The sequence below is a fragment of the Streptomyces sp. NPDC056296 genome, from assembly GCF_042268605.1.
GTDB lineage: Bacteria > Actinomycetota > Actinomycetes > Streptomycetales > Streptomycetaceae > Streptomyces.
On the sequence record NZ_JBHJRX010000021.1, the window covers coordinates 16,829 to 36,569 of the forward strand.

Here is a 19,741-nt window from a genome sequence, read left to right on the forward strand (position 1 = left end):
TCAGGTGGTGCGGGGGGAGCGCGGGCGGCGCTGGTGCTGCGGCGGATGCGTCAGGCGCTGTTCCAGCAGCCGTGCGGCGCGGCGCAGCCTTTCGAGCCGGTCCTCGGGTCCCTCGGGGAAGCGCTCCTTGGCCGCGCCGAGACTGAGGCTGCCGTAGGGCTCCGAGCCGAGGAACACCGGCATGGCGACCGTGCCGATACCGGCGTCGTACTCGCCGACGGTCCAGGCGTAGCCCTGCGCGCGGACCTCGCGGAACTCGCGCTCCAGTTGATCGGGGTCGGTGACCGTGCGCTCGGTGAAGCGCGCCATGGGGCGCCCGCGGAACAGCCGGTGGCGCTGGTCGTCGGGCAGGAAGGCGTAGTACGACTTGCTGGTGGCGCCCGCGTGCGCCGGGTACAGCTCGCCGACCAGCGGGTAGTAGCGCAGCGGCCCCTCCTCGCCCTCGACGGCCGCGACACAGCGCATGTGGAAGCTGTCGGGCAGACAGAAGAGCACCGTGTCGCCGGTCGCCGCCCGCAGGTCCTGCAGGACCGGTTCCGCGAGCAGCTCCAGGGAGCCCGAACGCTCCCAGAGGCGGCCCAGGCGCAGCGCGGCCGGGCCGATGCGGTAGCGGCGGGTCGCCGGGTCGGAGACCAGGAAGCCGCGGCCCGCGAGCGTGGACAGCAGCCGCTGGGCGACCGAGGTGTCCCAGCCGAACTCGCCGGCGATCTCCGTCACACCCCAGTCGGGCCGGGTGCGCTCGAACGCCAGCAGCACCAGCAGGGCGCGGTCGACGGTCTGCAGTGCCCCGGCCGGGGTCTTGCGGTCCGCGGGCTGAACGGGCTGAACGGGCCGATCGGCCACGGCGGCTCCTCTCACTCGTGCGCCTCACTCGTGCGACCGTCCCCGTGTATCTCACCATTCAGACCTGAATTGCAGATAACGGGAAACAGTTGCGGAGAACGTTAGTCGATCCCGAACCTGCTGTCAGCACCGTCCCAGGTGCGGATCAGGAGAACTGCCCATGTTGAAGTACGTCCTGGACCTCGTGGATCTGCTGGACGATCCCGACGTCGACGGCAAGCGCGTCGCCGCCCACCTCGACTCCGTGGCGGGACCCGAGGGCTCCGGCGCGGAGGTCACCACCGTCACCGGCGAGCGCGGCTCGACGGACTTCGTGCTCGTGCGGGTGCCGGGCCGCGACGGCCGTTCCCGCGGCGGCCCGGCGCGCACCCTCGGCGTGGTGGGGCGGCTCGGCGGCATCGGGGCGCGCCCGGAGATGACCGGCCTGGTCTCCGACGCGGACGGCGCGGTCGCGGCGCTCGCCACCGCCGCCAAGCTTCTCGACATGCGCCGCCGCCAAGACGTGCTCGAAGGCGACGTGATCATCGCCACGCACATCTGCCCGAACGCCCCGACCGCACCGCACGACCCGGTGCCGTTCATGGACTCGCCCGTCGACATCGCGACCATGAACCGGCACGAGGTCACCGGCGAGATGGAGGCCGTGCTCTCCGTCGACACCACCAAGGGCAACCGGATCATCAACCACAAGGGCCTCGCCCTGTCGCCCACCGTCAAGGAGGGCTGGGTGCTCAAGGTGAGCGAGCAGCTCGGGGAACTGCTGGCCGTGGTGACCGGTGAGCCGTTGGTCACGTACCCGGTGACCACCCAGGACATCACCCCGTACGGTAACGGTGTACACCACATCAATTCGATCCTGCAGCCGGCCACGGCGACCGCCGCTCCGGTCGTCGGCCTGGCGATCACCTCCGCGGCGGCGGTGCCCGGCTGCCAGACGGGCGCGAGCCACGAGACCGACATCGCGGCGGCGGCCCGGTTCGCCGTCGAGACCGCGAAGGCCTACGGCGGCGGACGCCTCGACTTCCACGACGACCAGGAGTTCGACGCGCTCGTGTCCCGTTACGGCTCCCTGACCCACCTGCAGACCTTCGGCCGCGAACCCCGGGAGTCGTGATCATGGCCGCGCACAAGAACACCGCCGAGGAGGCGGGCGGCGCCAAGGCCGTGGGCAGCGACGACTACGCTCTGTCCCGCGTCCCGCGCGACAAGCGGCTCGGCTTCTGGACCATGCTGCTGCAGTGGCTCGCGCAGTCGGGCTCCATCTCGCAGTTCACCCTCGGCGCCACCATCGGCGTCGGCATGTCCTTCGGCGACGCGTTCCTCGCGTTCACCCTCGGTGCCGTCATCCTCGAAGTCGTCATCTTCGCCATCGGCCTGGCCGGCATGCGCGAGGGTCTGGCGACCCCGCTGCTCACCCGCTGGGTTGGCTTCGGCCGCAACGGCTCGGCGCTAGTCAGCCTGGTCATCTCGGTCAGTCTCGTCGGCTGGTTCGGCGTCCAGAACACGATCTTCGGCGACAGCGTGTCCGCGCTCGTCGGCGGTCCCTCCTGGCTGTGGTGCATGGCCGCCGGCTTCGCCATCACCGTCCTGGTGATCTTCGGCTTCCGGTACATGGCCGTCTTCGCGAAGATCGTCACCCCGCTGTTCTTCGCGATGGTCACCTGGTCGGTCACCGACGCGCTGAGCGACCACTCGCTGTCCGAGCTGATCAACTCCCCGGCGCCCGGCGAGACCATCCCGCTCGCCGTCGCCGCGACCGCCATCGCGGGCGGATTCATGACCGGCGCGATCGTCTCCCCGGAGATGACCCGCTACAACCGCAAGGGCAGCCACGTCTTCCTGCAGAGCGCCTCGTCGATGATCCTCTCCGAGTACATCGTCGGTATGACCGGTGTGCTGCTCGGCCACATGGTCGGCAGCGGCCAGGTCTCGCAGATCGTGCTCTCCACCTCCGGCGTCTTCGGCGTGCTCGTCGTCCTGATGTCCACGGCGAAGATCAACGACTGGAACCTGTACGGCTCCTCGCTCGGCGTCGTCAACTTCTTCCAGGTGGTCTTCGGGAAGCGCGTGCACCGCGGCGCGGTCACCATCGTCCTCGGCATCGCCGGCACCGTCCTGTCCGCCGTCGGCATCATGAGCCACTTCACCGACTTCCTGTCCGTGCTGGGCGTCGCCATCCCGCCGGTGGGCGGCATCATCGTCGCCGAGTACTGGGTGGTGCGCCGCATGCGCGCACCCCTGGACGCCACCCGCGAGGCTCAGACCCTGCCCGCCACCTCGCCGACCTGGGTCCCGATGTCCCTGGTCATCTGGGCCCTCGCCTTCTGCGTCGGCAAGTTCTACGACGGTGGCATCCCCGCCCTGAACTCCCTGCTGACCGCGTTCGTCCTCTACTGCGTCCTCGGCCTCGCCGGCTGGATCAGGACGTACGGCACCACCACCCTCGACGACGACGACGCCGCCGCCGACCGCACCCCGGCCGCGTCCGGCACGGCCCCCGTAGGAGCACCATGAGCACCACCCCGGCCCCCGCTTCCGACGCAGCGCAGCACGAGGTCGTCGACCTGTGCGCGGAGCTGATCCGCTTCGACACCTCCAATCCCACCAGCGACGAGCGTGCCTGCGCCGACTGGGTCATGGCCCGCCTCGCCGAGGCCGGCATCGCCTCGGAGCTGGTGGAGAGCGCCCCGGGCCGCGCCAACGTCGTGGCCCGCATCCCGGGCACCGATCCGGCGCGCGGTGCCCTGCTGGTCCACGGCCACCTGGACGTCGTACCGGCCGACCCGGCCGAGTGGCGGGTGCCGCCGTTCTCCGGAGAGATCCGCGACGGCTACCTGTGGGGCCGGGGCGCCATCGACATGAAGGACACGGTGGCCGTCATGCTGGCCACCGCACGGCACTTCGCCCGCACCGGCACCAGGCCCGCCCGCGAGATCGTCCTCGCCTTCCTCGCCGACGAGGAGGCGGGCGGCAAATACGGCGCCCACTGGCTGGTCGAGCACCGGCCCGAGCTGTTCGCGGGCGTCACCGAGGCGATCGGCGAGGGCGGCGGCTTCAGCTACGCCCTGGACGAGACCCGGCGCCTGTACCCGATCGAGAACGCCCAGCGCGGCATGGCCTGGATGGAGTTGACGGCCACCGGCCGGGCCGGGCACGGATCGTCTCCGAACGACGAGAACGCCGTCACCGACCTCGCCGAGTCCCTCACCCGCATCGGCCGGCACACCTTCTCGGTCCGCCTGATCGAGCCGGTGCGCGCCCTGCTCGCCGAGGCCGCCCGCCTGCGGGGCGTCGACATCGACTTCGACGCGGAGGACCTGGACGCCGAACTGGCCAAGCTGGGTCACGTGGCCGACTTCACGCAGGTGGTGCTGCGCAACTCGGCCAACCCCACCATGTTCACGGCCGGTTACCAGACCAACGTCATTCCGGGCAAGGCCACGGCCCGCGTCGACGGCCGCTTCCTGCCGGGCCACGAACAGGAGCTGATCGACACGATCGACGCGCTGCTCCTGCCCTCGGTGTCCCGCGAGTGGGTCAACCACGACATCGCGATGGAGACCACCTTCGACGGCCCGCTCGTCGACGCCATGTGCGCCGCCGTGCGCGCCGAGGACCCCGACGGCCACCCGGTGCCGTACTGCAACCCGGGCGGCACCGACGCGAAGGCCTTCACCAAGCTGGACTTCGCTGCTTCGGCTTCAAGGGCCTGAAGCTGCCCCACGACCTCGACTACGGCCGCCTGTTCCACGGCGTCGACGAACGGGTGCCGCTGGAGGGACTGCGCTTCGGGGTACGGGTGATGACCCGGCTGTGGCAGGGCTGCTGAGCACGGGCGGCGGTCAGTCGGCGACGTCGACGCCGTAGCCCCGGGCGAGAGCGCCGAGGCCGTGGTCGTAGCCCTGACCGACCGCCCGAAGCCGCCAACTCTGCCCGCGCCGGTAGATCTCCGTGAGCAGCATGGTGCGCTCGGTGGTGGCGGCGTCCAGCGTGGCCTGCGCCAGGGCCGCCGCGCTGCTGCCGGGGCCGGAGACGATGTGCAGGGCACCGACGTCGCCGAACGCGGGGGAGCCGTCGACGGCGGCGGCGATGACGACCTTGCGGGCCGAGGGCGGCAGCGTGGCGAGGTCCACGCTGACGGTCTGCTCGGTCGGACCGTCACTCAGCAGCCGCACCGTTCCGCCCGGATTCTCCGGGGCGCCGTAGAAGACGAAGTCCTCGTCGAAGGAGACCTGCCCGTCCTCGTCCAGCACGAAGGCGACCACGTCGATCTCGCACGCCGTCTGCTGCGCCCAGGACGCGGTGACCGTCCAGCGGTGCGCCGGGCCCCGTCCGTTCTGCAGGGGCAGGTCGACGACGCCGCCGCGCGGCAGCACATGTGCGGCCGTACGCCGGTCGTCCGCCCGCGGTACCGCCGTGACGACGGGTGCGACCAGCCACGCGGCGTCGTGGACGGGAAGCAGCAGCGCGGTGATGCGGGGCAGCCTGCGGTCGGTGTGGCCGCCGTCGAGGACGACCACGTCGGTGACGCCGGCGGACAGGTTGATGGCCGCGGCCCCGCCGAGTTCCACGACGCGCGTACGTGCGGCCACCGCGTCGGGGTGGGTGCCGCCGAGCACGAGGACCCGCCGTCCGGTCAGCGGGCCGCGCGGTTTCCCGGGGCGCCTGCCGGACTTGGGGTCGGCTGCCGGCGGGGCCGCCGGCTCCGTTCGCACGGCCGCGGTGGTGAGGTCGGCCTCCGGGTCCACGGCCTCGGCCGCCTCGGGCCCGCGCGGCGTCGGGACGGCCGGCAGCGCGGGGGAACCCGAGGAGGGGACGGCGTCGGTCTCCGGCCGCACCCCCTCGTGCGAGCTGCCGGACCGGACATCACCGAGCAGCCGCAGGAAGGACGCCTCGTCGATGACGGGAACGCCTTCGGCCAGCGCCCGTCGGGCCTTTGCGGAGCCGGCGGAGGTGTCGTTGGTGACCAGGGCGCTGGTGTGCCGGCTGACGGAGGTCATCATGTTCAGCCCCGCCGCGGCGCCCCGCAGCAGCAGATCCGCCCGGGCCGTCCGGGTCTCCCCGGTGACGGCGATCTTCATGCCCTGCCTCAGCGACCCGCCCGCGGTGAGCCGTCCCGGGTTGCGGAACGCGCACGGTGACTTGGGCGGCTTCGGCGCGAACTGCGCGTCCTGCCGGGGCGGGCAGGCCACCAGCGGCAACGCCAGGTCCAGTTGCGCCGCCTCCCGCAGCGAGGCGCGCAGCACACCGGCCAGCACCCGCGTGTCGTCCAGCGCGTCGTGCGCCTTCAACCGAGGGACGCCGTAGTGCGCGGCGAGCGTGCCGAGCCGCAGGTCGCCGGTCGGCGGGTCCACACGGCGGTTCAGGGCCAGCGTGCACAACCGCCTGGCGACGGGCAGCCGCAGCCGCGCCCGCGCGAACTCGTGGGCGAGGAAGTCGTAGTCGAACTGGGCGTTGTGGGCGACCAGCACCCGGCCCTCCAGCAGCGTGCCGATCCGTTCGGCCACCTGCTCGAAGGACGGCGCCCCACGCAACCGCTCGGGCGTCAGACCGTGCACGTGCACCGGGCCGGGGTCGCAGCCGGGGTCCAGCAGCGTCGAGAACTCCCCGGTCTGCTCGCCGTCCGGGCCCAGCGTCACCACGGCCACGGACAGCACCCGGTCACGGCGTGGTACCAGTCCGGAGGTCTCCACGTCGACCAGCGCCCATTCGAAGGCGTAGTCGCGCAGGTCGGACGGATCGGTGGCGGCAGACGTGAGAGACATGGAGGAAGGATGGAGGCATATCCACGGTTCCTTCAACTCGAATGCCGATTGATCCCGGTTTACGGCGGTCACGACCGCGCCCTCGGCGGCCGGGCGCTCCCTGAGAGACTGCTGGCGTGCCATCCACCCCGCCCACAGGAGGACTTCGTCATGACCGAGCAGTTGCTGGACCGTGTCGCCCGGTACGAGCGACGGTTCAACACGCTCTTCGCGGAGTACTTCGACACGCTGGGTACGGCGTTGGACGCCCCGAAGTCCAGCCGCTTCACCCCGGACTGCCTGGAACTGCTGCGCGACCTGTCCCTGCGCGGCGGCAAGCGGATGCGGGTCGTGCTACTCCACGAGGCCGCGCGCCTGGTGAGTGACGAGCCGGCCGAAGGGCTGGACGCGGCCGCGCTGAGCGTCGAACTGCTCCAGACCCACGGCCTGGTGCACGACGACCTCATCGACGACAGCGCCACCCGGCGGGGCGGGCCCACCACCTACTACGCCTACCGGGAGCGGTTCCCCCGGCACCCGCAGGCGGCCCTCGGGCTCACCGTCCTCGCGGGTGACCTCGCGCTGGCCCTCTCGCTCCGCGTACTCCTGGACGCCGACCTCCCGGTCGAGGTGCGTCAGGCCATGGTCGAGGTCCAGACACGCGCCGCGACCGACACGTTCGTGGGCCAGATCATCGACCTGGAGCGCGACTTCGCTTCCGAGGTCCTGGACGACGAGGTCCTGCACGACGTGGCCGACCACAAGTCGGCCCGCTACTCGGTCCTCGCCCCCCTGTACCTCGGACTCCTGGCCGCGGGCGAGCAACCGGCCTCCTACGACACGGAGTTGCGTCGCTACGCGCGACTGGTCGGCATCTGCGGGCAGATGCGCGACGACTACCTGGACCTGTTCGGCGACGCGGCCGCGATGGGCAAACCGACCGGCACCGACATCCGCGAGGGGAGGCACACTTACACCGTCGCCCGCCTGCTGTCCGCCGTGAGCGGCGCCGAGCGCGCCGTCGTCGAAGAGGCGCTGGGCAACCCCGCCTGCACGCCGGAGACCGTCACCGCGGTCCGCGAGATCGGGGAGCGACGCGGTGTGGCCGACCGGATGCGGGCGGACATGCTGGAGTACGCCGAACAGGCCCGCCTGGTGGCCGAGGGCTGGCGTCCGCGGTGGCGCGAGGAGGCGGTCGCCTTCTTCGAGCGTCTGCCGCGGTGGAGCGTCGAACGGGCCGGGTGAACCCGGGAAACACAGGCCTTGCCCGCGGATCGCGGGAAGGAACCGAAGGAAGGCAAGGGAACGAACATGGGTGTGGTGGTTCTGTCCGGTGTCCTCGTGCTCGTCGTCGGCGGGTGCGTCTGCGTCGTGTGGGCGGCGCGGGGCGGTCCGCGCTGGGTGCGTGCGGTGTCCGCCGTGACCCTGGCGGCGGGCGAGCTGGTGCGCAGCTCGAAGAGCTCGCGCGGACGAGGGGGCTCGGACGACTGAACCGGTCCGTCTGACACCTGTTCCCCATGTCGCTCAAAGGAGGATTCGGGATCTTCCGCCCCGTGCGTCCGGTCATGCTCTGACCTGATGCGCCGTTGACCAGGCGCATCGGTGACGACGCGATCCCTGGGGGAGAAGCATGACGCACTCGACGCAACGGGGTTCAGGCCTGGACGGCCAGGCCGTTCTGCTGGTCGCCGGACTCGCCGATCTGGCGGTGAGCACGATCGGTTCGGCGGTGGGCGGGCTGCGCGGGCTCCTCGGCCGCTCGGACACCGCCGAACTGGTGCGGGAGGCGGAACAGGACCTCCAGGCCCGGGGCAGGCTGGCCCTGGACCGGTGCGCGAACGTGCCGCCCGCCCACCTGGAGGTGCTCGCCCAGCACGTGCGGGCGCGGCGGGCGGCCGACGGCAGCGATGACTGACGGCTGGGACCCCGCCGGCTTCAGGACCCGCGTCGACGGCGTCCTGCGGAGCTTCCTGGACGAGGAGGCCGGCCACCTCGTGGTCGTCGACGACGCGCTCGCGCCCGTGGCCGAGCAGCTGCGGAACGCGGCCGGGCACGGCAAACGGCTGCGAGCGGCCTTCTGCTACTGGGGCTGGCGGGCGGCCGGACAGCCCGACAGCGACGCTCTGGTGCGGGCGGCGGCCGCCATGGAGCTGGTGCACGCCGCGGCCGTCGTCCACGACGACCTCATCGACGACAGCGCCCTGCGCCACGGTCTGCCCACCGCCCACGTCGCCCTGGAGGCCGTACTGACCCGGGACGGCCGCCGCCGGGCCCGCGGGGCCGCCCGGTCCCTGGCCATGCTGGTGGGCGACCACCTGATGGCGCTCGCCGGGCAGCTGTTCGCCACCAGCGGTCTCCCCGCCGCCTACCTCGCCCGCGCCCGGGGCCTGTGGGCCGCGCTCGCCCGCGAACTCATCGCCGGCGAGTGCCTGGAAATCCTCCACACCGGGAGCCGGCCGGACACCGGAACCTCCCTGAAGGTGGTCCGGTACAAGACCGCCAAGTACACCGTCGAGCACCCCCTGCTCATCGGCGGCCTGCTCGCCGGCGCCCCCACCGCACTGCGGGACACCTACTCCGCCTACGGCCTGCCGCTCGGCGAGGCCTTCCAGCTCCGCGACGACCTGCTCGGCCTGTTCGGCGACCCGGCGCACACCGGCAAGGCGGGACTGGACGACCTGCGCGCCCACCGGCCCACCGCACTGCTGGCCGAGACCTGGTGGGCCGCCGACGCGTCCCAACGGGAGCGGTTGCGCCAAGTGCTGGGACGGAGCGACCTGGACGGAAACCACCTGCGCGAGGTACGCGACCTCATGCTGGAACTGAAGGCGCCGCAACGGGTCGAGCGGATGATCGTCGCCCGCGTGGAGCGGGCCACCCGCGCCCTGGACGCCGCCGGGACATCGCCGCAGGCGCGCCGGGCACTGCGCGAGCTCGCACAGCGGGCCACCGACCGCGTCCACTGACGCAACCGACCGCATCCACTGACGAGGAGACCGCGATGACCTACACCGAGACGTCGATGGACGCACTGCGCAGCAGCGGCGACGAACTGGCCGACGCCGTCGTCGCCACCCTTTTCGAGCGCGGCGAGGTCGGCAAGTTCAACTCCCTGATGCGCTACGTCTCCACCACCGGTCAGGAACTGCCGGAGGGCCTTCCCGGGGTGGCCCGGGAGTATCTGCGGGTGACGGCCGCCCCACCGGACTGGGTGGACTGGGGCGAGATGGAGAAGGCCCGCCTGTTCTTCATCGACAACAACGTGCACATCTCCACCGCGCTGTCGTTCGCGTCGATGCCCGCCTGTTACGTCGTCCCGCACGTGGCCAAACTGCTGTCGGCCACCCACGGGCTGAGCTATCCCTCCAAACGGATGGCGGAGACCGGCCAGTTCACCGTCTACCTCATGCAGCCGGACGCCTTCGAGGCCGGCGGACGCTTCATCCCGGCCGCCCAGAAGGTACGCCTGCTGCACGCCGCCATCCGCCACCACCTGAAGCGGGAGAACCGCTGGGACACCGACACCCTCGGCGTACCGATCTGTCAGGAGGACATGATCGGCGGCCAGATGTTCTTCTCCCTGCTCGTCCTGGACAGCCTGCACCGTCTGGGCATCCACATGTCCGCCGAAGGAGCGGACGCGTACTTCTACGCCTGGCGCGTGGTCGGTGCCATCCTCGGCGTCGACCAGGCGGCCGTGCCCACCACGCTCGACGAAGGACGGCGGTTCCTCGACCTGTACATGCTGCGCCACATGGGCCCCTCCGAGGAGGGCGCCCATCTGACGAGGCAACTGATCGACCTGTACGAGGAAGTAGTCCCCGGCACCCTCTTCGACCCGGTCGTCTCGGCCCTGATCCGCTACCTCGTCGGGGACACGTGCGCCGACTGGCTGCACGTACCCCGCACCACCTGGGACACCCTCGTGAAGGCCGCCCCGCGCCTCCTCGGCGTACTGGAGACGATCGAGGACCGCTCACCCATGGGCGCGTGGGCGCTGGACCGGCTCGGCCACCTCACCGCGATCCTCGAACTGTCCTCCCTCACCCGCGGACGCGTCATGCACTACGCCATCCCCGAACAACTGAAGAAGGACTACGGCGTCTCCGGGGGCGCCGCCCGCACCCGCCGCTGGACCCCGCCGCCCGCGACCGTCTCCTGAGTCACGGCGTGCGCGGGCGGGCCGGACCGAGGAAACCGCGTCAAGCGATGGAGGCCGAGATGACCGCGGAAACGGCCAGGTTGCAGGAGGCCGTCACCCACACCGCGGGGTGGGGCTCGGGCTCGACCAGCGTCTCGCCCAGCCTCCCCGGGGTGATCAGGTCGACGACCAGGAAGGCCACGGCCATCATCACGAGGCCCAGCAGCCCGAACACCGCGGTGGACACCAGGCCCTTGCCGAAGTCCTCGTACGTCGTCCAGATGGAGGTGAACACGATGCCGCCGATGCCGAGCAGCGCGGAGCTGAGCACCATGGCCGCGTTGCGGTTGCGCTGCTCCCAGATCTGCCGGCCGAGCTTTCCGGGCGTCAGCACGTCGACCAGGACGATGCCGAGGACCAGGAGGACCAGGCCCAGGCCGCCGTAGGCGGTGGCACGGCCGAGTCCGTTGACGATGTCGCTCATGGGGTTGCCGGCTCCGTAGCGTGAGAGATCGTGAGTGATCGTGGTCAAGGCGCTGCAAAATGTAGCGCACCCGTTCGGCCCCTCGGCCCCCGCGGTCCGACAATCCGGTAATTCGACCGGACGTGGAGTCAGGAGGCCGCCGCGAGTGCGCGGTTGCGGCGCACCGACGACCAGAAGGAGGCACCGATCAGGACCACGCCGATGAGGCCGGTGATGATCTCGTTGATCTCGTACTGGATGGTCACCAGCAGGACGGTGGCGAGGGCGCCGATGGCGTAGTGCGCGCCGTGCTCCAGGTAGACGTAGTCGTCGAGGGTGCCCTGGCGGACCAGGTAGACGGTGAGGGACCGGACGTACATGGCGCCGATGCCCAGGCCGATCGCCATCAGGACGATGTCGTTGGTGATGGCGAAGGCGCCGATGACGCCGTCGAAGGAGAAGGACGCGTCCAGGACCTCCAGGTAGAGGAACATGAAGAACGCGGCCTTGCCGGTGAGGGCGACGGCCGAGCGGGGCTTGCCGGCGCGTTCGGCCTCCTCCTCGGCCGCGTGCTCGCGCTCCTCCTCCCGTTCGAGCTTCCCCTCGAAGTAGCCGGAGAGACCGCCGACGACCATGTAGGTGATCAGACCGGCGACCCCGGCGAGCAGGACCGTCTGCGTCTTGTCGACGTGGGTGCCGCCGTGCTGGTGGGCGTGGGCGCCGACGGTCATCGCCGCGACGAGCAGCACGATCAGGGCGATGCAGACCGACAGCATGTCGACCCTGCCGAGCTTGGCCAGCGGGCGCTCCAGCGGGCCCAGCCACTTGATCTCCCGGTCCGTGAAGACGAAGTCGAGGAAGATCATCAGGAGGAACATGCCACCGAAGGCGGCGATCGACGGATGGGCGTCCGTCACCAGCTCCTGATAGCGCTGCTTGTCGGTGAGCGCCAGATGCACCGCGGACCACGGGCTCAGCCGGGCGCTGATCGCCACGATCACCACCGGGAAGACCAGGCGCATGCCGAAGACGGCGATCAGGATGCCGACGGTGAGGAAGATCTTCTGCCAGAAGGCGCTCATCTTCTTCAGGATTCCGGCGTTGATCACCGCGTTGTCGAAGGACAGGGAGATCTCCAGCACGGCGAGAATGGCCACGAGGCCGAAGGCGGTCCACCCCTCGTACAGCACTCCCGCGGCCAGGCCCAGGGCAGTGACGGCGAAGGCCCAACGGAACGTCTTCAATAGCACGGGCTGCTCACTCACTCCTGTGGTCGCGGTGTGCCGGGATGTGGCGTTTCGTTGCCAGTGCCCCTCACCGACGTTGTCTACCACGATCGTTCGCCGCCACCGGGGCAGGCCGGGCACGGCACCCGACGGTCACCGAAATGGATCGGTTCGTTTCCTTGAGGGGTTCGTGTTTACGGGAGTAGGTTCACCGCCATGACCGCATCCCGGGACCCGGCCGCACCCTCGGAACTGCGCGGGGCCGGTCTGCGCGTGACCGCCGCCCGTGTCGCGCTGCTAGAGACCGTCCGGCAGGGCGATCACCTCGGCGTCGAGGCGATCGCGTCCGGGGTGCGCCTGCGCGTGGGTCACGTCTCCCTCCAGGCCGTGTACGAGGGCCTGCACGCGCTCACCGCGGCGGGACTCGTGCGCCGCATCCAGCCGCCCGGCGGCCCGGCGCGGTTCGAGGGACGGGTGGGGGACAACCACCACCACGTCCTGTGCCGGTCCTGCGGCGCGCTCGCCGACGTCGACTGCGCCGTCGGCGAGGCGCCCTGCCTGACCGCCTCCGACGACCACGGCTTCTCGATAGACGAGGCCGAGGTCATCTACCGGGGCCTGTGCCCCGACTGCTCCACCACCGGCAGTTCGCCAGCACCTTGATCCGCCCCGCTTGGAAGGATTCCCATGTCCGAGAACCACGACGCCATCGTGACCGACGCGAAAACCGAGGAGACGGGTGGCTGCCCGGTCGCCCACGGACGCGCCCCGCACCCCACACAGGGTGGCGGAAACCGCCAGTGGTGGCCGGAGCGGCTCAACCTGAAGATCCTCGCCAAGAACCCGGTCGTCGCCAACCCGCTGGGTGAGGAGTTCGACTACGCCGCGGCGTTCGCGGCGCTCGACCTGCCGGCCGTGAAACGCGACATCGCCGAGGTGCTGACCACCTCGCAGGACTGGTGGCCCGCCGACTTCGGGCACTACGGCCCGCTGATGATCCGGATGGCCTGGCACAGCGCCGGCACCTACCGCATCAGCGACGGCCGCGGCGGCGCCGGCGCCGGCCAGCAGCGCTTCGCGCCGCTCAACAGCTGGCCGGACAACGGCAACCTCGACAAGGCCCGCCGCCTGCTGTGGCCCGTCAAGAAGAAGTACGGCCAGAACATCTCCTGGGCCGACCTGCTGGTCCTCACCGGCAACGTCGCCCTGGAGCAGATGGGCTTCGAGACCTTCGGCTTCGCCGGTGGCCGCGCCGACGTCTGGGAGGCCGAGGAGGACGTCTACTGGGGCCCCGAGACGACCTGGCTCGACGACGAGCGCTACACCGGCGACCGTGAGCTGGAGAACCCGCTCGGCGCGGTCCAGATGGGCTTGATCTACGTCAACCCGGAGGGCCCGAACGGCAACCCGGACCCGATCGCCGCCGCCCGCGACATCCGGGAGACGTTCCGCCGCATGGCGATGAACGACGAGGAGACCGTCGCGCTGATCGCCGGCGGACACACCTTCGGCAAGACCCACGGCGCGGGCCCCGCCGACGCCGTCGGGAACGACCCCGAGGCCGCCGCCATGGAGGAGATGGGCCTGGGCTGGAAGAGCACCCACGGCACGGGCAAGGGCGGCGACGCCATCACCTCCGGCCTGGAGGTCACCTGGACCACGACCCCGACCCAGTGGGGCAACGGGTTCTTCAAGAACCTCTTCGAGTACGAGTACGAGCTGGAGCAGAGCCCGGCCGGCGCCAACCAGTGGGTGGCGAAGGACGCCCCGGAGATCGTCCCGGACGCGCACGACCCGGCGAAGAAGCACCGCCCGAAGATGCTCACCACCGACCTGTCGCTGCGCTACGACCCGGTCTACGAGCCGATCTCCCGCCGGTTCCACGAGAACCCGCAGGAGTTCGCGGACGCCTTCGCCCGTGCCTGGTACAAGCTCACCCACCGTGACATGGGCCCGAAGTCGCTGTACCTCGGCCCGGAGGTCCCCGAGGAGACCCTGCTCTGGCAGGACCCGCTGCCCGAGCCCGAGGGCGAGGCCATCGACGCAGAGGACGTCGCGACCCTCAAGACCAAGCTCCTCGAGTCCGGTCTGTCCGTCTCGCAGCTGGTGTCCACCGCGTGGGCCTCGGCGTCCACCTTCCGCGGCAGCGACAAGCGCGGCGGTGCCAACGGCGCCCGCATCCGCCTTGAGCCGCAGCGCGGCTGGGAGGTCAACGAGCCCGACGAACTGGCGCAGGTCCTGCGGGTCCTGGAAGGCATCCAGCAGCAGTTCAACTCCGGCGCCGGCGCCAAGCGGGTCTCCCTGGCCGACCTGATCGTCCTCGGCGGCACCGCCGCCGTCGAGAAGGCCGCCAAGGAAGCCGGCTTCCAGGTGGAGGTTCCCTTCACCGCGGGCCGGGTGGACGCGACGGAGGAGCACACCGACGCCGAGTCGTTCGAGGCCCTGGAGCCGACCGCCGACGGGTTCCGCAACTACCACGGCAAGGGCAACCGGCTGCCGGCCGAGTTCCTGCTCCTCGACCGGGCGAATCTGCTCACCCTGAGCGCGCCCGAGATGACCGTCCTGGTCGGTGGCCTGCGGGTCCTCGGCGCAGGCCACCAGCAGTCCCAGCTCGGCGCCTTCACCAGGACGCCCGGCTCGCTGACCAACGACTTCTTCGTCAACCTGCTCGACCTGGGCACCACGTGGAAGTCGACGTCCGAGGACCAGACCACGTTCGAGGGCCGCGACGCCGCCACGGGCGAGATCAAGTGGGCCGGCAGCCGCGCCGACCTGGTCTTCGGCTCCAACTCCGAGCTGCGGGCGCTCGCCGAGGTCTACGCGAGCGACGACGCGAAGGAGAAGTTCGTGCACGACTTCGTCGCCGCCTGGGTCAAGGTCATGAACCTCGACCGCTTCGACCTGGTCTGACCCACCGGCGTCCGGACCGGCCGGCCCACCCGGCCGGCCCGGACGCCCCGGTCCCGAACGCCCCGGTCCTACGCCGCCCCGCGGAAGGTGTTGCGATACGCGCGCGGTGACACACCGAGGACCTCACGGAAGTGCTGGCGCATCGCGGTCCCGGTGCCGAAGCCGGAACGGGCGGCGACGCGGTCGACCGGCTCGTCGCTGCGCTCCAGCAGCCGCCGGGCGTAGTCGAGACGCTGCCTGCCGAGCCACTGCATGGGCGTCACCCCGGTCTCCTGCCGGAACCTCCGGTTGAGGGTCCGCACGCTCATCGCCGACTGCCGGGCGAGTTCTTCGAGGGTGAGGGGCTCGCCCAGCCGCTGGAGCGCGTACGTACGGGCGGCGGCCGTCGAGCAGTCGTCCACCTGCCGGATCGGCCGGTCGATGTACTGCGCCTGACCGCCCTCGCGATGGGGCGGTACCACGGTGCCGCGAGCCACCGTGTTCGCCACCTCCGCGCCGTGGTCGTCACGGATCATGTGCAGGCACAGATCGATCCCGGCCGCGACACCGGCCGAGGTGAGCACGCCCCGGTCGTCGGTGTAGAGCACGTCCGGATCGACGTCGACCTCCGGGTACAGCGCGGCCAGTTCGGCGCACGACTTCCAGTGCGTGGTGGCCCGGCGCCCCTCCAGCACACCGGCCGCGGCCAGCACGAACGAACCGGTGCAGATGGACGCCAGCCGGGCCCTCGCCGGAACCCGCTCCAGGGCCGCGCGCACCGGCGCGGCGAGCCGCCCCCGCTCCTGCGGCCGGTAGTCCTCCACGGCCGCCGGCACGACCACCGTGTCGGCGCTCTCCAGGACCTCCGGCCCGTGGGGGACGTTGATGCTGAAGTCCGTGTCGGTGGCCACCTCGCCCGGCGCGGACGCGCACGTCAGCACCGAGTACAAGGGCCGCCCGCCGTCGTCGGCGGCCGTCCCGAACAGGCGGTGCACGATCCCCAGCTCCATCGGCAGCAGGCCGGGACGTACGAACACCACCACTCGGTGCGCCGCGTCGACCGTCGTGTTTCGCATGACCAGATTCTTTCACTCGCTGTCCATCCGGCCAGTGGTTTGTGTCCCGCACCCGGCGAAGGGTGAGGTGCATGCGCTACCTGACCCGACACCCCCGCGCCCTCCACGGACACCGCGCCTGGTGGGTGGCAGCCGTCACCGGCATCGCGATCGTCGTCGCCGGTGCCTTCTCCACCATGCCCGGCATCCTCCAGGGCCCGCTGCAGCGCGACTTCCACTGGTCCCGGGGTTCCATCGGCCTCGCCGCGTCGCTGAACATGGTCCTGTACGGCCTCACCGCCCCGTTCGCCGCCGCACTGATGGACCGCTTCGGCATCCGGCGGATCGCCGTCACCGCCCTGGGCGTGGTCGCCGGGGGAGCGCTGCTCACCACCGTCATGGCCGCCGCCTGGCAGTTCACCCTCTTCTGGGGCCTCCTCGTCGGGCTGGGCACCGGAGCCCTGTCCATGACCCTCGCCACCACCGTGGCGAACCGCTGGTTCACCGAACGGCGCGGCCTGGTCACCGGCATCCTCGCCTCGGCCGGTGTCCTCGGCCAGATGGTCTTCCTGCCCGCCCTGTCCTGGACCATCGACCACTACGACTGGCGCCCCGCCCTGGTCACCCTCGCCCTCGCCGCACTGGCCACCGCGCTCCTCGTGCGGCTCGCCCTGAGCGACCACCCCGCCGACAGCGGCCGACGCCCCTACGGCAGCCCCGTCTTCGTCCCCAAGCCGCCACCCGTCCCCGGCGCCGCGCGCCGCGCCGTCACCGTCCTCGGCCACGCGGCCCGTACCGCCCCCTTCTGGCTGCTCGCCGCCGCGTTCGCCGTCTGCGGAGCGTCGACGAACGGCGTCATGTGGACCCACTTCGCGCCCGCCGCCCACGACCACGGCATGCCGGTCACCACCGCGTCCACACTGCTCGCCCTCATCGGGGTCTTCAACGTCGCCGGAACCGTCGCCGCGGGATGGCTCACCGACCGCGTCGACGCCCGCAGGCTGCTCGCCGTCGTCTTCACCCTGCGCGGTCTCCTGCTGGTGGCGCTGCCCGTGATCATGAGCGCGACCGTCACGCCCCCGATGATGGCCTTCGTGGTCCTCTTCGGCCTCCTCGACCTCGCCACGGTGCCGCCCGTCATCGCCCTGTGCCGCCGGTTCTACGGCGACGACAGCGCCATCGTCTTCGGCTGGACCAACGCGGCCCACCAGGTCGGCGCCGCACTGGCCGCCTTCCTCGGCGGCGTCGCCCGGGACACCTTCGCCGGCTACGACCCCGTCTGGATCGTCCTCGGCGCGGCCTGCGCCGTCGCGGCCCTCCTCGCCCTCACCGTCCGCCGTACCGGGCCGCGCGCGACCGTGGCGCCCCTGCCGGGGCGAAAAGCGGTGGCCGCCCGTGGGACGCGGTGCTGAGATGGCGTGATGCGGAGCGAGACGGAGACGCCGGTGGTCGTGGACCGGGGGCGGTACCAGGACGCGGTGACTCCCTGGGAGGACGAGGCCTGGCGGACCGCGGCCCTCGGCTGGGCCGAGGGCGCGCTCGCCGCCCGCGGCCTGCGGGCGACGGGGGAGCGGCGGGTACGGCTGCGGCCCTGGTCCGTCCTGGTGCGCCTGTCAGTCGAGGGGTACGGCGCGGTCTGGTTCAAGGCGAATCCGCCGGCCAGTGCCTTCGAGGGCCCGCTGACCGCGGCGCTGGCCCGCTGGGTGCCGGAGCACTTACTGGAGCCGCTGGCGGTGGACACCGACCGCGGCTGGTCGCTGCTGCCCGACGGGGGACCGCTGTTCCGGGACGTACTCGACCGGGAGCGGACCGGTCCCGACGCCTGGGAGGAACTGCTGCGCCAGTACGCCGCCATGCAGCACGCCCTGACTCCGCGCGCCCGGGAGATCGAGCGGCTGGGTGTCCCCGGCGCGCCGGTCACCGCACTGCCCGACGTCTTCGACCGGCTCGACCACACCCCGCTGCGGCGGGAGGAACGGGAAGGACTCCGGGCCCTGCGCCCCCGCCTCCTGGAGTGGTGCGCGGAACTCGCGGCCGTGGACGTCCCGGACTCCCTCGACCACGCGGACCTGCACGACGGCCAGTTGTTCCACCCCGGACCGGGCAGGTTCACGTTCTTCGACTGGGTAGACGCCGTCGTCTCCCACCCCTTCTGCAGCCTGCCGGTCCCCGCCCGACAGGCCCGCGAGCGATACGGGCCGCACGTACTGCCGCGGCTGCGTGACGCCTACCTGGAGCCGTGGACGGGCGGCGGCCGGAGCACGGCGGAACTACGGCGTGCGGTGAGCCTCGCGTGGCGGCTGAGTGCCCTGAGCCGGGCCGGCGCCTACGGCAGGCTGTTCCCCACCGCGCACGGCGCCGCCGGTGCCGCGGTGACCGGGGAGGGCGCCCGCTGCCTGCTGGAACTGCTCGACGAGCCGCCGGTCTAGACGCCGTTGTCAGTGGCGGATGCGAGGCTGCGAGGCATGGATGAGGTGGAGTTCATGCGGGGCAGGGTCTACGGCGCCGACCACGACAACCCCGGGCCGCGGACCGGACGCGTCTACGCGCAACTGGTGGGCGGCCCCCTGGACGGTCTGCTCCTGGACGTCACCGACCTCACCGAGCCGGAGCGCGGCCGGGGTGTGTCGCTGGCGACGGAGATAGGCCGCTACGGCCCGGGCGGCCGCTCCGCCTACTCCCCACGGCCGGGCGACCCCCACCGCTTCGACTGGCGGGGCGACGTGCCCTGACGTCAGGTGGAGCGCGTCAGCCGACGCGGCACACCGCGAGAACGCCCTGCCGTACGCCTTCGTCAGCGCCGGGGCGATCATCGTGACGTTCATGGTCATCGCCGTGACCAGGTACCGGTCCGTGGCGCACGCCTGAACCGGCCGTTCTTTCGCCCGGCCCGCACCCGATCGATTTCACGTTCGCCTTCCTTGCCTCCTTCGAGTGACAACCACACGGTCCGGCAATCCGGATTTCCCGGCAGCGCGGATTACCCGTGCCCGCCGCGCGATGCGGCGGGTCCGGCGCATTCGGCTGCCGGACCACAGATGCAAGGAGAGCTCCATGAAGACTCGCGCGATCAGGACTGCCGGTCTCTTCGCCGCCGCCGGTGCCGTGGTGCTGGGCGGGGCCGCGGCGGCGTCGGCGGACAGCGGCGCCCAGGGCGCGGCGGTCGGTTCCCCGGGCGTCGCCTCGGGCAACGTCGTGCAGGTCCCCGTCCACGTCCCCGTGAACGTCTGCGGCAACACGGTCAACGTCATCGGTCTGCTCAACCCCGCGTTCGGCAACAGCTGCGCCAACGTGAGCGACGGCTGGGACATGGGCCACTGAGGCGAGCGGAATCATCCGTAGCCGGTGAACGCGTGGATTGGTCCGGAAGGGAATTGAAC

18 protein-coding genes and 1 pseudogene are annotated in these 19,741 nt (G+C 71.5%); 14 read left to right on the top strand and 5 right to left on the bottom strand.

Annotation, left to right across the window (positions count from 1 at the left end; genetic code table 11):
- Nucleotides 1-843, bottom strand: coding sequence for an IclR family transcriptional regulator (locus ACFCZF_RS17345; protein WP_375910435.1), 843 nt, complete (start codon nt 841-843; stop codon nt 1-3).
- Nucleotides 844-1,003: 160 nt separating this feature from the next.
- On the opposite strand from ACFCZF_RS17345, the gene ACFCZF_RS17350 reads away from it, so the two are divergent.
- From ACFCZF_RS17350 to ACFCZF_RS17360, 3 genes and pseudogenes are all read left to right on the top strand, one after another.
- On the top strand, nt 1,004-1,957 hold the full coding sequence (locus tag ACFCZF_RS17350) for a DUF1177 domain-containing protein (RefSeq protein ID WP_376672375.1): 954 nt from the start codon (nt 1,004-1,006) through the stop codon (nt 1,955-1,957).
- A gap of 2 nt (nt 1,958-1,959) precedes the next feature.
- Nucleotides 1,960-3,357, top strand: a complete 1,398-nt coding sequence (locus tag ACFCZF_RS17355) for a cytosine permease (protein WP_376672376.1) — start codon at nt 1,960-1,962, stop codon at nt 3,355-3,357.
- Nucleotides 3,354-4,672: pseudogene (locus tag ACFCZF_RS17360) on the top strand (M20/M25/M40 family metallo-hydrolase). The gene ACFCZF_RS17355 and the pseudogene ACFCZF_RS17360 overlap by 4 nt, the downstream one beginning before the upstream one ends.
- A 13-nt stretch (nt 4,673-4,685) precedes the next feature.
- On the opposite strand, the gene ACFCZF_RS17365 reads toward ACFCZF_RS17360, so the two are convergent.
- Complete coding sequence (locus tag ACFCZF_RS17365; RefSeq protein WP_376672377.1) at nt 4,686-6,608, bottom strand: TerD family protein; 1,923 nt, start codon at nt 6,606-6,608, stop codon at nt 4,686-4,688.
- 150 nt (nt 6,609-6,758) lie between these two features.
- Between ACFCZF_RS17365 and ACFCZF_RS17370 the strand changes: the two genes are divergently transcribed.
- The 5 genes from ACFCZF_RS17370 to ACFCZF_RS17390 all read left to right on the top strand — a co-directional run bounded on the left by ACFCZF_RS17370 (nt 6,759) and on the right by ACFCZF_RS17390 (nt 10,749).
- Nucleotides 6,759-7,832 (top strand): polyprenyl synthetase family protein, encoded by a 1,074-nt coding sequence (locus tag ACFCZF_RS17370; RefSeq protein ID WP_376672378.1) that lies wholly within the window; start codon nt 6,759-6,761, stop codon nt 7,830-7,832.
- A gap of 66 nt (nt 7,833-7,898) precedes the next feature.
- Nucleotides 7,899-8,078 (top strand): hypothetical protein, encoded by a 180-nt coding sequence (locus ACFCZF_RS17375; RefSeq protein WP_376672379.1) that lies wholly within the window; start codon nt 7,899-7,901, stop codon nt 8,076-8,078.
- Nucleotides 8,079-8,217: 139 nt separating this feature from the next.
- A complete protein-coding gene (locus ACFCZF_RS17380; RefSeq protein ID WP_376672380.1) occupies nt 8,218-8,502 on the top strand; it encodes a polyprenyl synthetase in 285 nt (94 codons plus the stop codon).
- Nucleotides 8,495-9,553, top strand: a complete 1,059-nt coding sequence (locus ACFCZF_RS17385) for a polyprenyl synthetase family protein (RefSeq protein ID WP_376672381.1) — start codon at nt 8,495-8,497, stop codon at nt 9,551-9,553. Before ACFCZF_RS17380 ends, ACFCZF_RS17385 begins: the two co-directional genes overlap by 8 nt.
- A gap of 35 nt (nt 9,554-9,588) precedes the next feature.
- Nucleotides 9,589-10,749 (top strand): oxygenase MpaB family protein, encoded by a 1,161-nt coding sequence (locus ACFCZF_RS17390; RefSeq protein WP_376672382.1) that lies wholly within the window; start codon nt 9,589-9,591, stop codon nt 10,747-10,749.
- A 40-nt stretch (nt 10,750-10,789) separates the two neighbouring features.
- On the opposite strand, the gene ACFCZF_RS17395 is transcribed toward ACFCZF_RS17390, so the two are convergent.
- Nucleotides 10,790-11,212: a DUF350 domain-containing protein gene (locus ACFCZF_RS17395; RefSeq protein WP_121746189.1), complete on the bottom strand. Its 423-nt coding sequence runs from the start codon at nt 11,210-11,212 to the stop codon at nt 10,790-10,792.
- A gap of 128 nt (nt 11,213-11,340) precedes the next feature.
- Entirely contained in the window at nt 11,341-12,441 is a 1,101-nt protein-coding gene (locus ACFCZF_RS17400; protein ID WP_375910647.1) for a DUF475 domain-containing protein, read from the bottom strand.
- A 192-nt stretch (nt 12,442-12,633) separates the two neighbouring features.
- Between ACFCZF_RS17400 and ACFCZF_RS17405 the strand changes: the two genes are divergently transcribed.
- Nucleotides 12,634-13,080, top strand: a complete 447-nt coding sequence (locus tag ACFCZF_RS17405; RefSeq protein WP_376672383.1) for a Fur family transcriptional regulator — start codon at nt 12,634-12,636, stop codon at nt 13,078-13,080.
- Nucleotides 13,081-13,104: 24 nt separating this feature from the next.
- The gene (katG, locus tag ACFCZF_RS17410) at nt 13,105-15,327 is read left to right on the top strand and encodes a catalase/peroxidase HPI (RefSeq protein ID WP_376672384.1); all 2,223 of its coding nucleotides are present in this window, start codon (nt 13,105-13,107) and stop codon (nt 15,325-15,327) included.
- 68 nt (nt 15,328-15,395) lie between these two features.
- On the opposite strand, the gene ACFCZF_RS17415 is transcribed toward katG, so the two are convergent.
- Entirely contained in the window at nt 15,396-16,382 is a 987-nt protein-coding gene (locus ACFCZF_RS17415; RefSeq protein ID WP_376672385.1) for a GlxA family transcriptional regulator, read from the bottom strand.
- Nucleotides 16,383-16,453: 71 nt separating this feature from the next.
- On the opposite strand from ACFCZF_RS17415, the gene ACFCZF_RS17420 reads away from it, so the two are divergent.
- The 4 genes from ACFCZF_RS17420 (at nt 16,454) to ACFCZF_RS17435 (ending at nt 19,682) form a co-directional block, all read left to right on the top strand.
- Complete coding sequence (locus tag ACFCZF_RS17420) at nt 16,454-17,773, top strand: MFS transporter (RefSeq protein WP_376672386.1); 1,320 nt, start codon at nt 16,454-16,456, stop codon at nt 17,771-17,773.
- A 9-nt stretch (nt 17,774-17,782) separates the two neighbouring features.
- Nucleotides 17,783-18,790, top strand: coding sequence for an aminoglycoside phosphotransferase family protein (locus tag ACFCZF_RS17425; RefSeq protein WP_376672387.1), 1,008 nt, complete (start codon nt 17,783-17,785; stop codon nt 18,788-18,790).
- A gap of 36 nt (nt 18,791-18,826) precedes the next feature.
- Complete coding sequence (locus tag ACFCZF_RS17430; RefSeq protein WP_375918346.1) at nt 18,827-19,093, top strand: hypothetical protein; 267 nt, start codon at nt 18,827-18,829, stop codon at nt 19,091-19,093.
- Nucleotides 19,094-19,415: 322 nt separating this feature from the next.
- Entirely contained in the window at nt 19,416-19,682 is a 267-nt protein-coding gene (locus ACFCZF_RS17435) for a chaplin (protein ID WP_375918344.1), read from the top strand.
- Nucleotides 19,683-19,741 lie beyond the last annotated feature (59 nt).

What these genes read in the sequence shown, in the direction of transcription:
- ACFCZF_RS17350 (WP_376672375.1), top strand. Translation starts at nt 1,004, where the DNA reads ATGTTGAAGTACGTCCTGGACCTCGTGGATCTGCTGGACGATCCCGAC.
- ACFCZF_RS17355 (WP_376672376.1), top strand. Translation starts at nt 1,960, where the DNA reads ATGGCCGCGCACAAGAACACCGCCGAGGAGGCGGGCGGCGCCAAGGCC.
- ACFCZF_RS17365 (WP_376672377.1), bottom strand. Translation starts at nt 6,608, where the DNA reads ATGTCTCTCACGTCTGCCGCCACCGATCCGTCCGACCTGCGCGACTAC.
- ACFCZF_RS17370 (WP_376672378.1), top strand. Translation starts at nt 6,759, where the DNA reads ATGACCGAGCAGTTGCTGGACCGTGTCGCCCGGTACGAGCGACGGTTC.
- ACFCZF_RS17375 (WP_376672379.1), top strand. Translation starts at nt 7,899, where the DNA reads ATGGGTGTGGTGGTTCTGTCCGGTGTCCTCGTGCTCGTCGTCGGCGGG.
- ACFCZF_RS17380 (WP_376672380.1), top strand. Translation starts at nt 8,218, where the DNA reads ATGACGCACTCGACGCAACGGGGTTCAGGCCTGGACGGCCAGGCCGTT.
- ACFCZF_RS17385 (WP_376672381.1), top strand. Translation starts at nt 8,495, where the DNA reads ATGACTGACGGCTGGGACCCCGCCGGCTTCAGGACCCGCGTCGACGGC.
- ACFCZF_RS17390 (WP_376672382.1), top strand. Translation starts at nt 9,589, where the DNA reads ATGACCTACACCGAGACGTCGATGGACGCACTGCGCAGCAGCGGCGAC.
- ACFCZF_RS17395 (WP_121746189.1), bottom strand. Translation starts at nt 11,212, where the DNA reads ATGAGCGACATCGTCAACGGACTCGGCCGTGCCACCGCCTACGGCGGC.
- ACFCZF_RS17405 (WP_376672383.1), top strand. Translation starts at nt 12,634, where the DNA reads ATGACCGCATCCCGGGACCCGGCCGCACCCTCGGAACTGCGCGGGGCC.
- katG (WP_376672384.1), top strand. Translation starts at nt 13,105, where the DNA reads ATGTCCGAGAACCACGACGCCATCGTGACCGACGCGAAAACCGAGGAG.
- ACFCZF_RS17415 (WP_376672385.1), bottom strand. Translation starts at nt 16,382, where the DNA reads ATGCGAAACACGACGGTCGACGCGGCGCACCGAGTGGTGGTGTTCGTA.
- ACFCZF_RS17420 (WP_376672386.1), top strand. Translation starts at nt 16,454, where the DNA reads ATGCGCTACCTGACCCGACACCCCCGCGCCCTCCACGGACACCGCGCC.
- ACFCZF_RS17425 (WP_376672387.1), top strand. Translation starts at nt 17,783, where the DNA reads ATGCGGAGCGAGACGGAGACGCCGGTGGTCGTGGACCGGGGGCGGTAC.
- ACFCZF_RS17430 (WP_375918346.1), top strand. Translation starts at nt 18,827, where the DNA reads ATGGATGAGGTGGAGTTCATGCGGGGCAGGGTCTACGGCGCCGACCAC.
- ACFCZF_RS17435 (WP_375918344.1), top strand. Translation starts at nt 19,416, where the DNA reads ATGAAGACTCGCGCGATCAGGACTGCCGGTCTCTTCGCCGCCGCCGGT.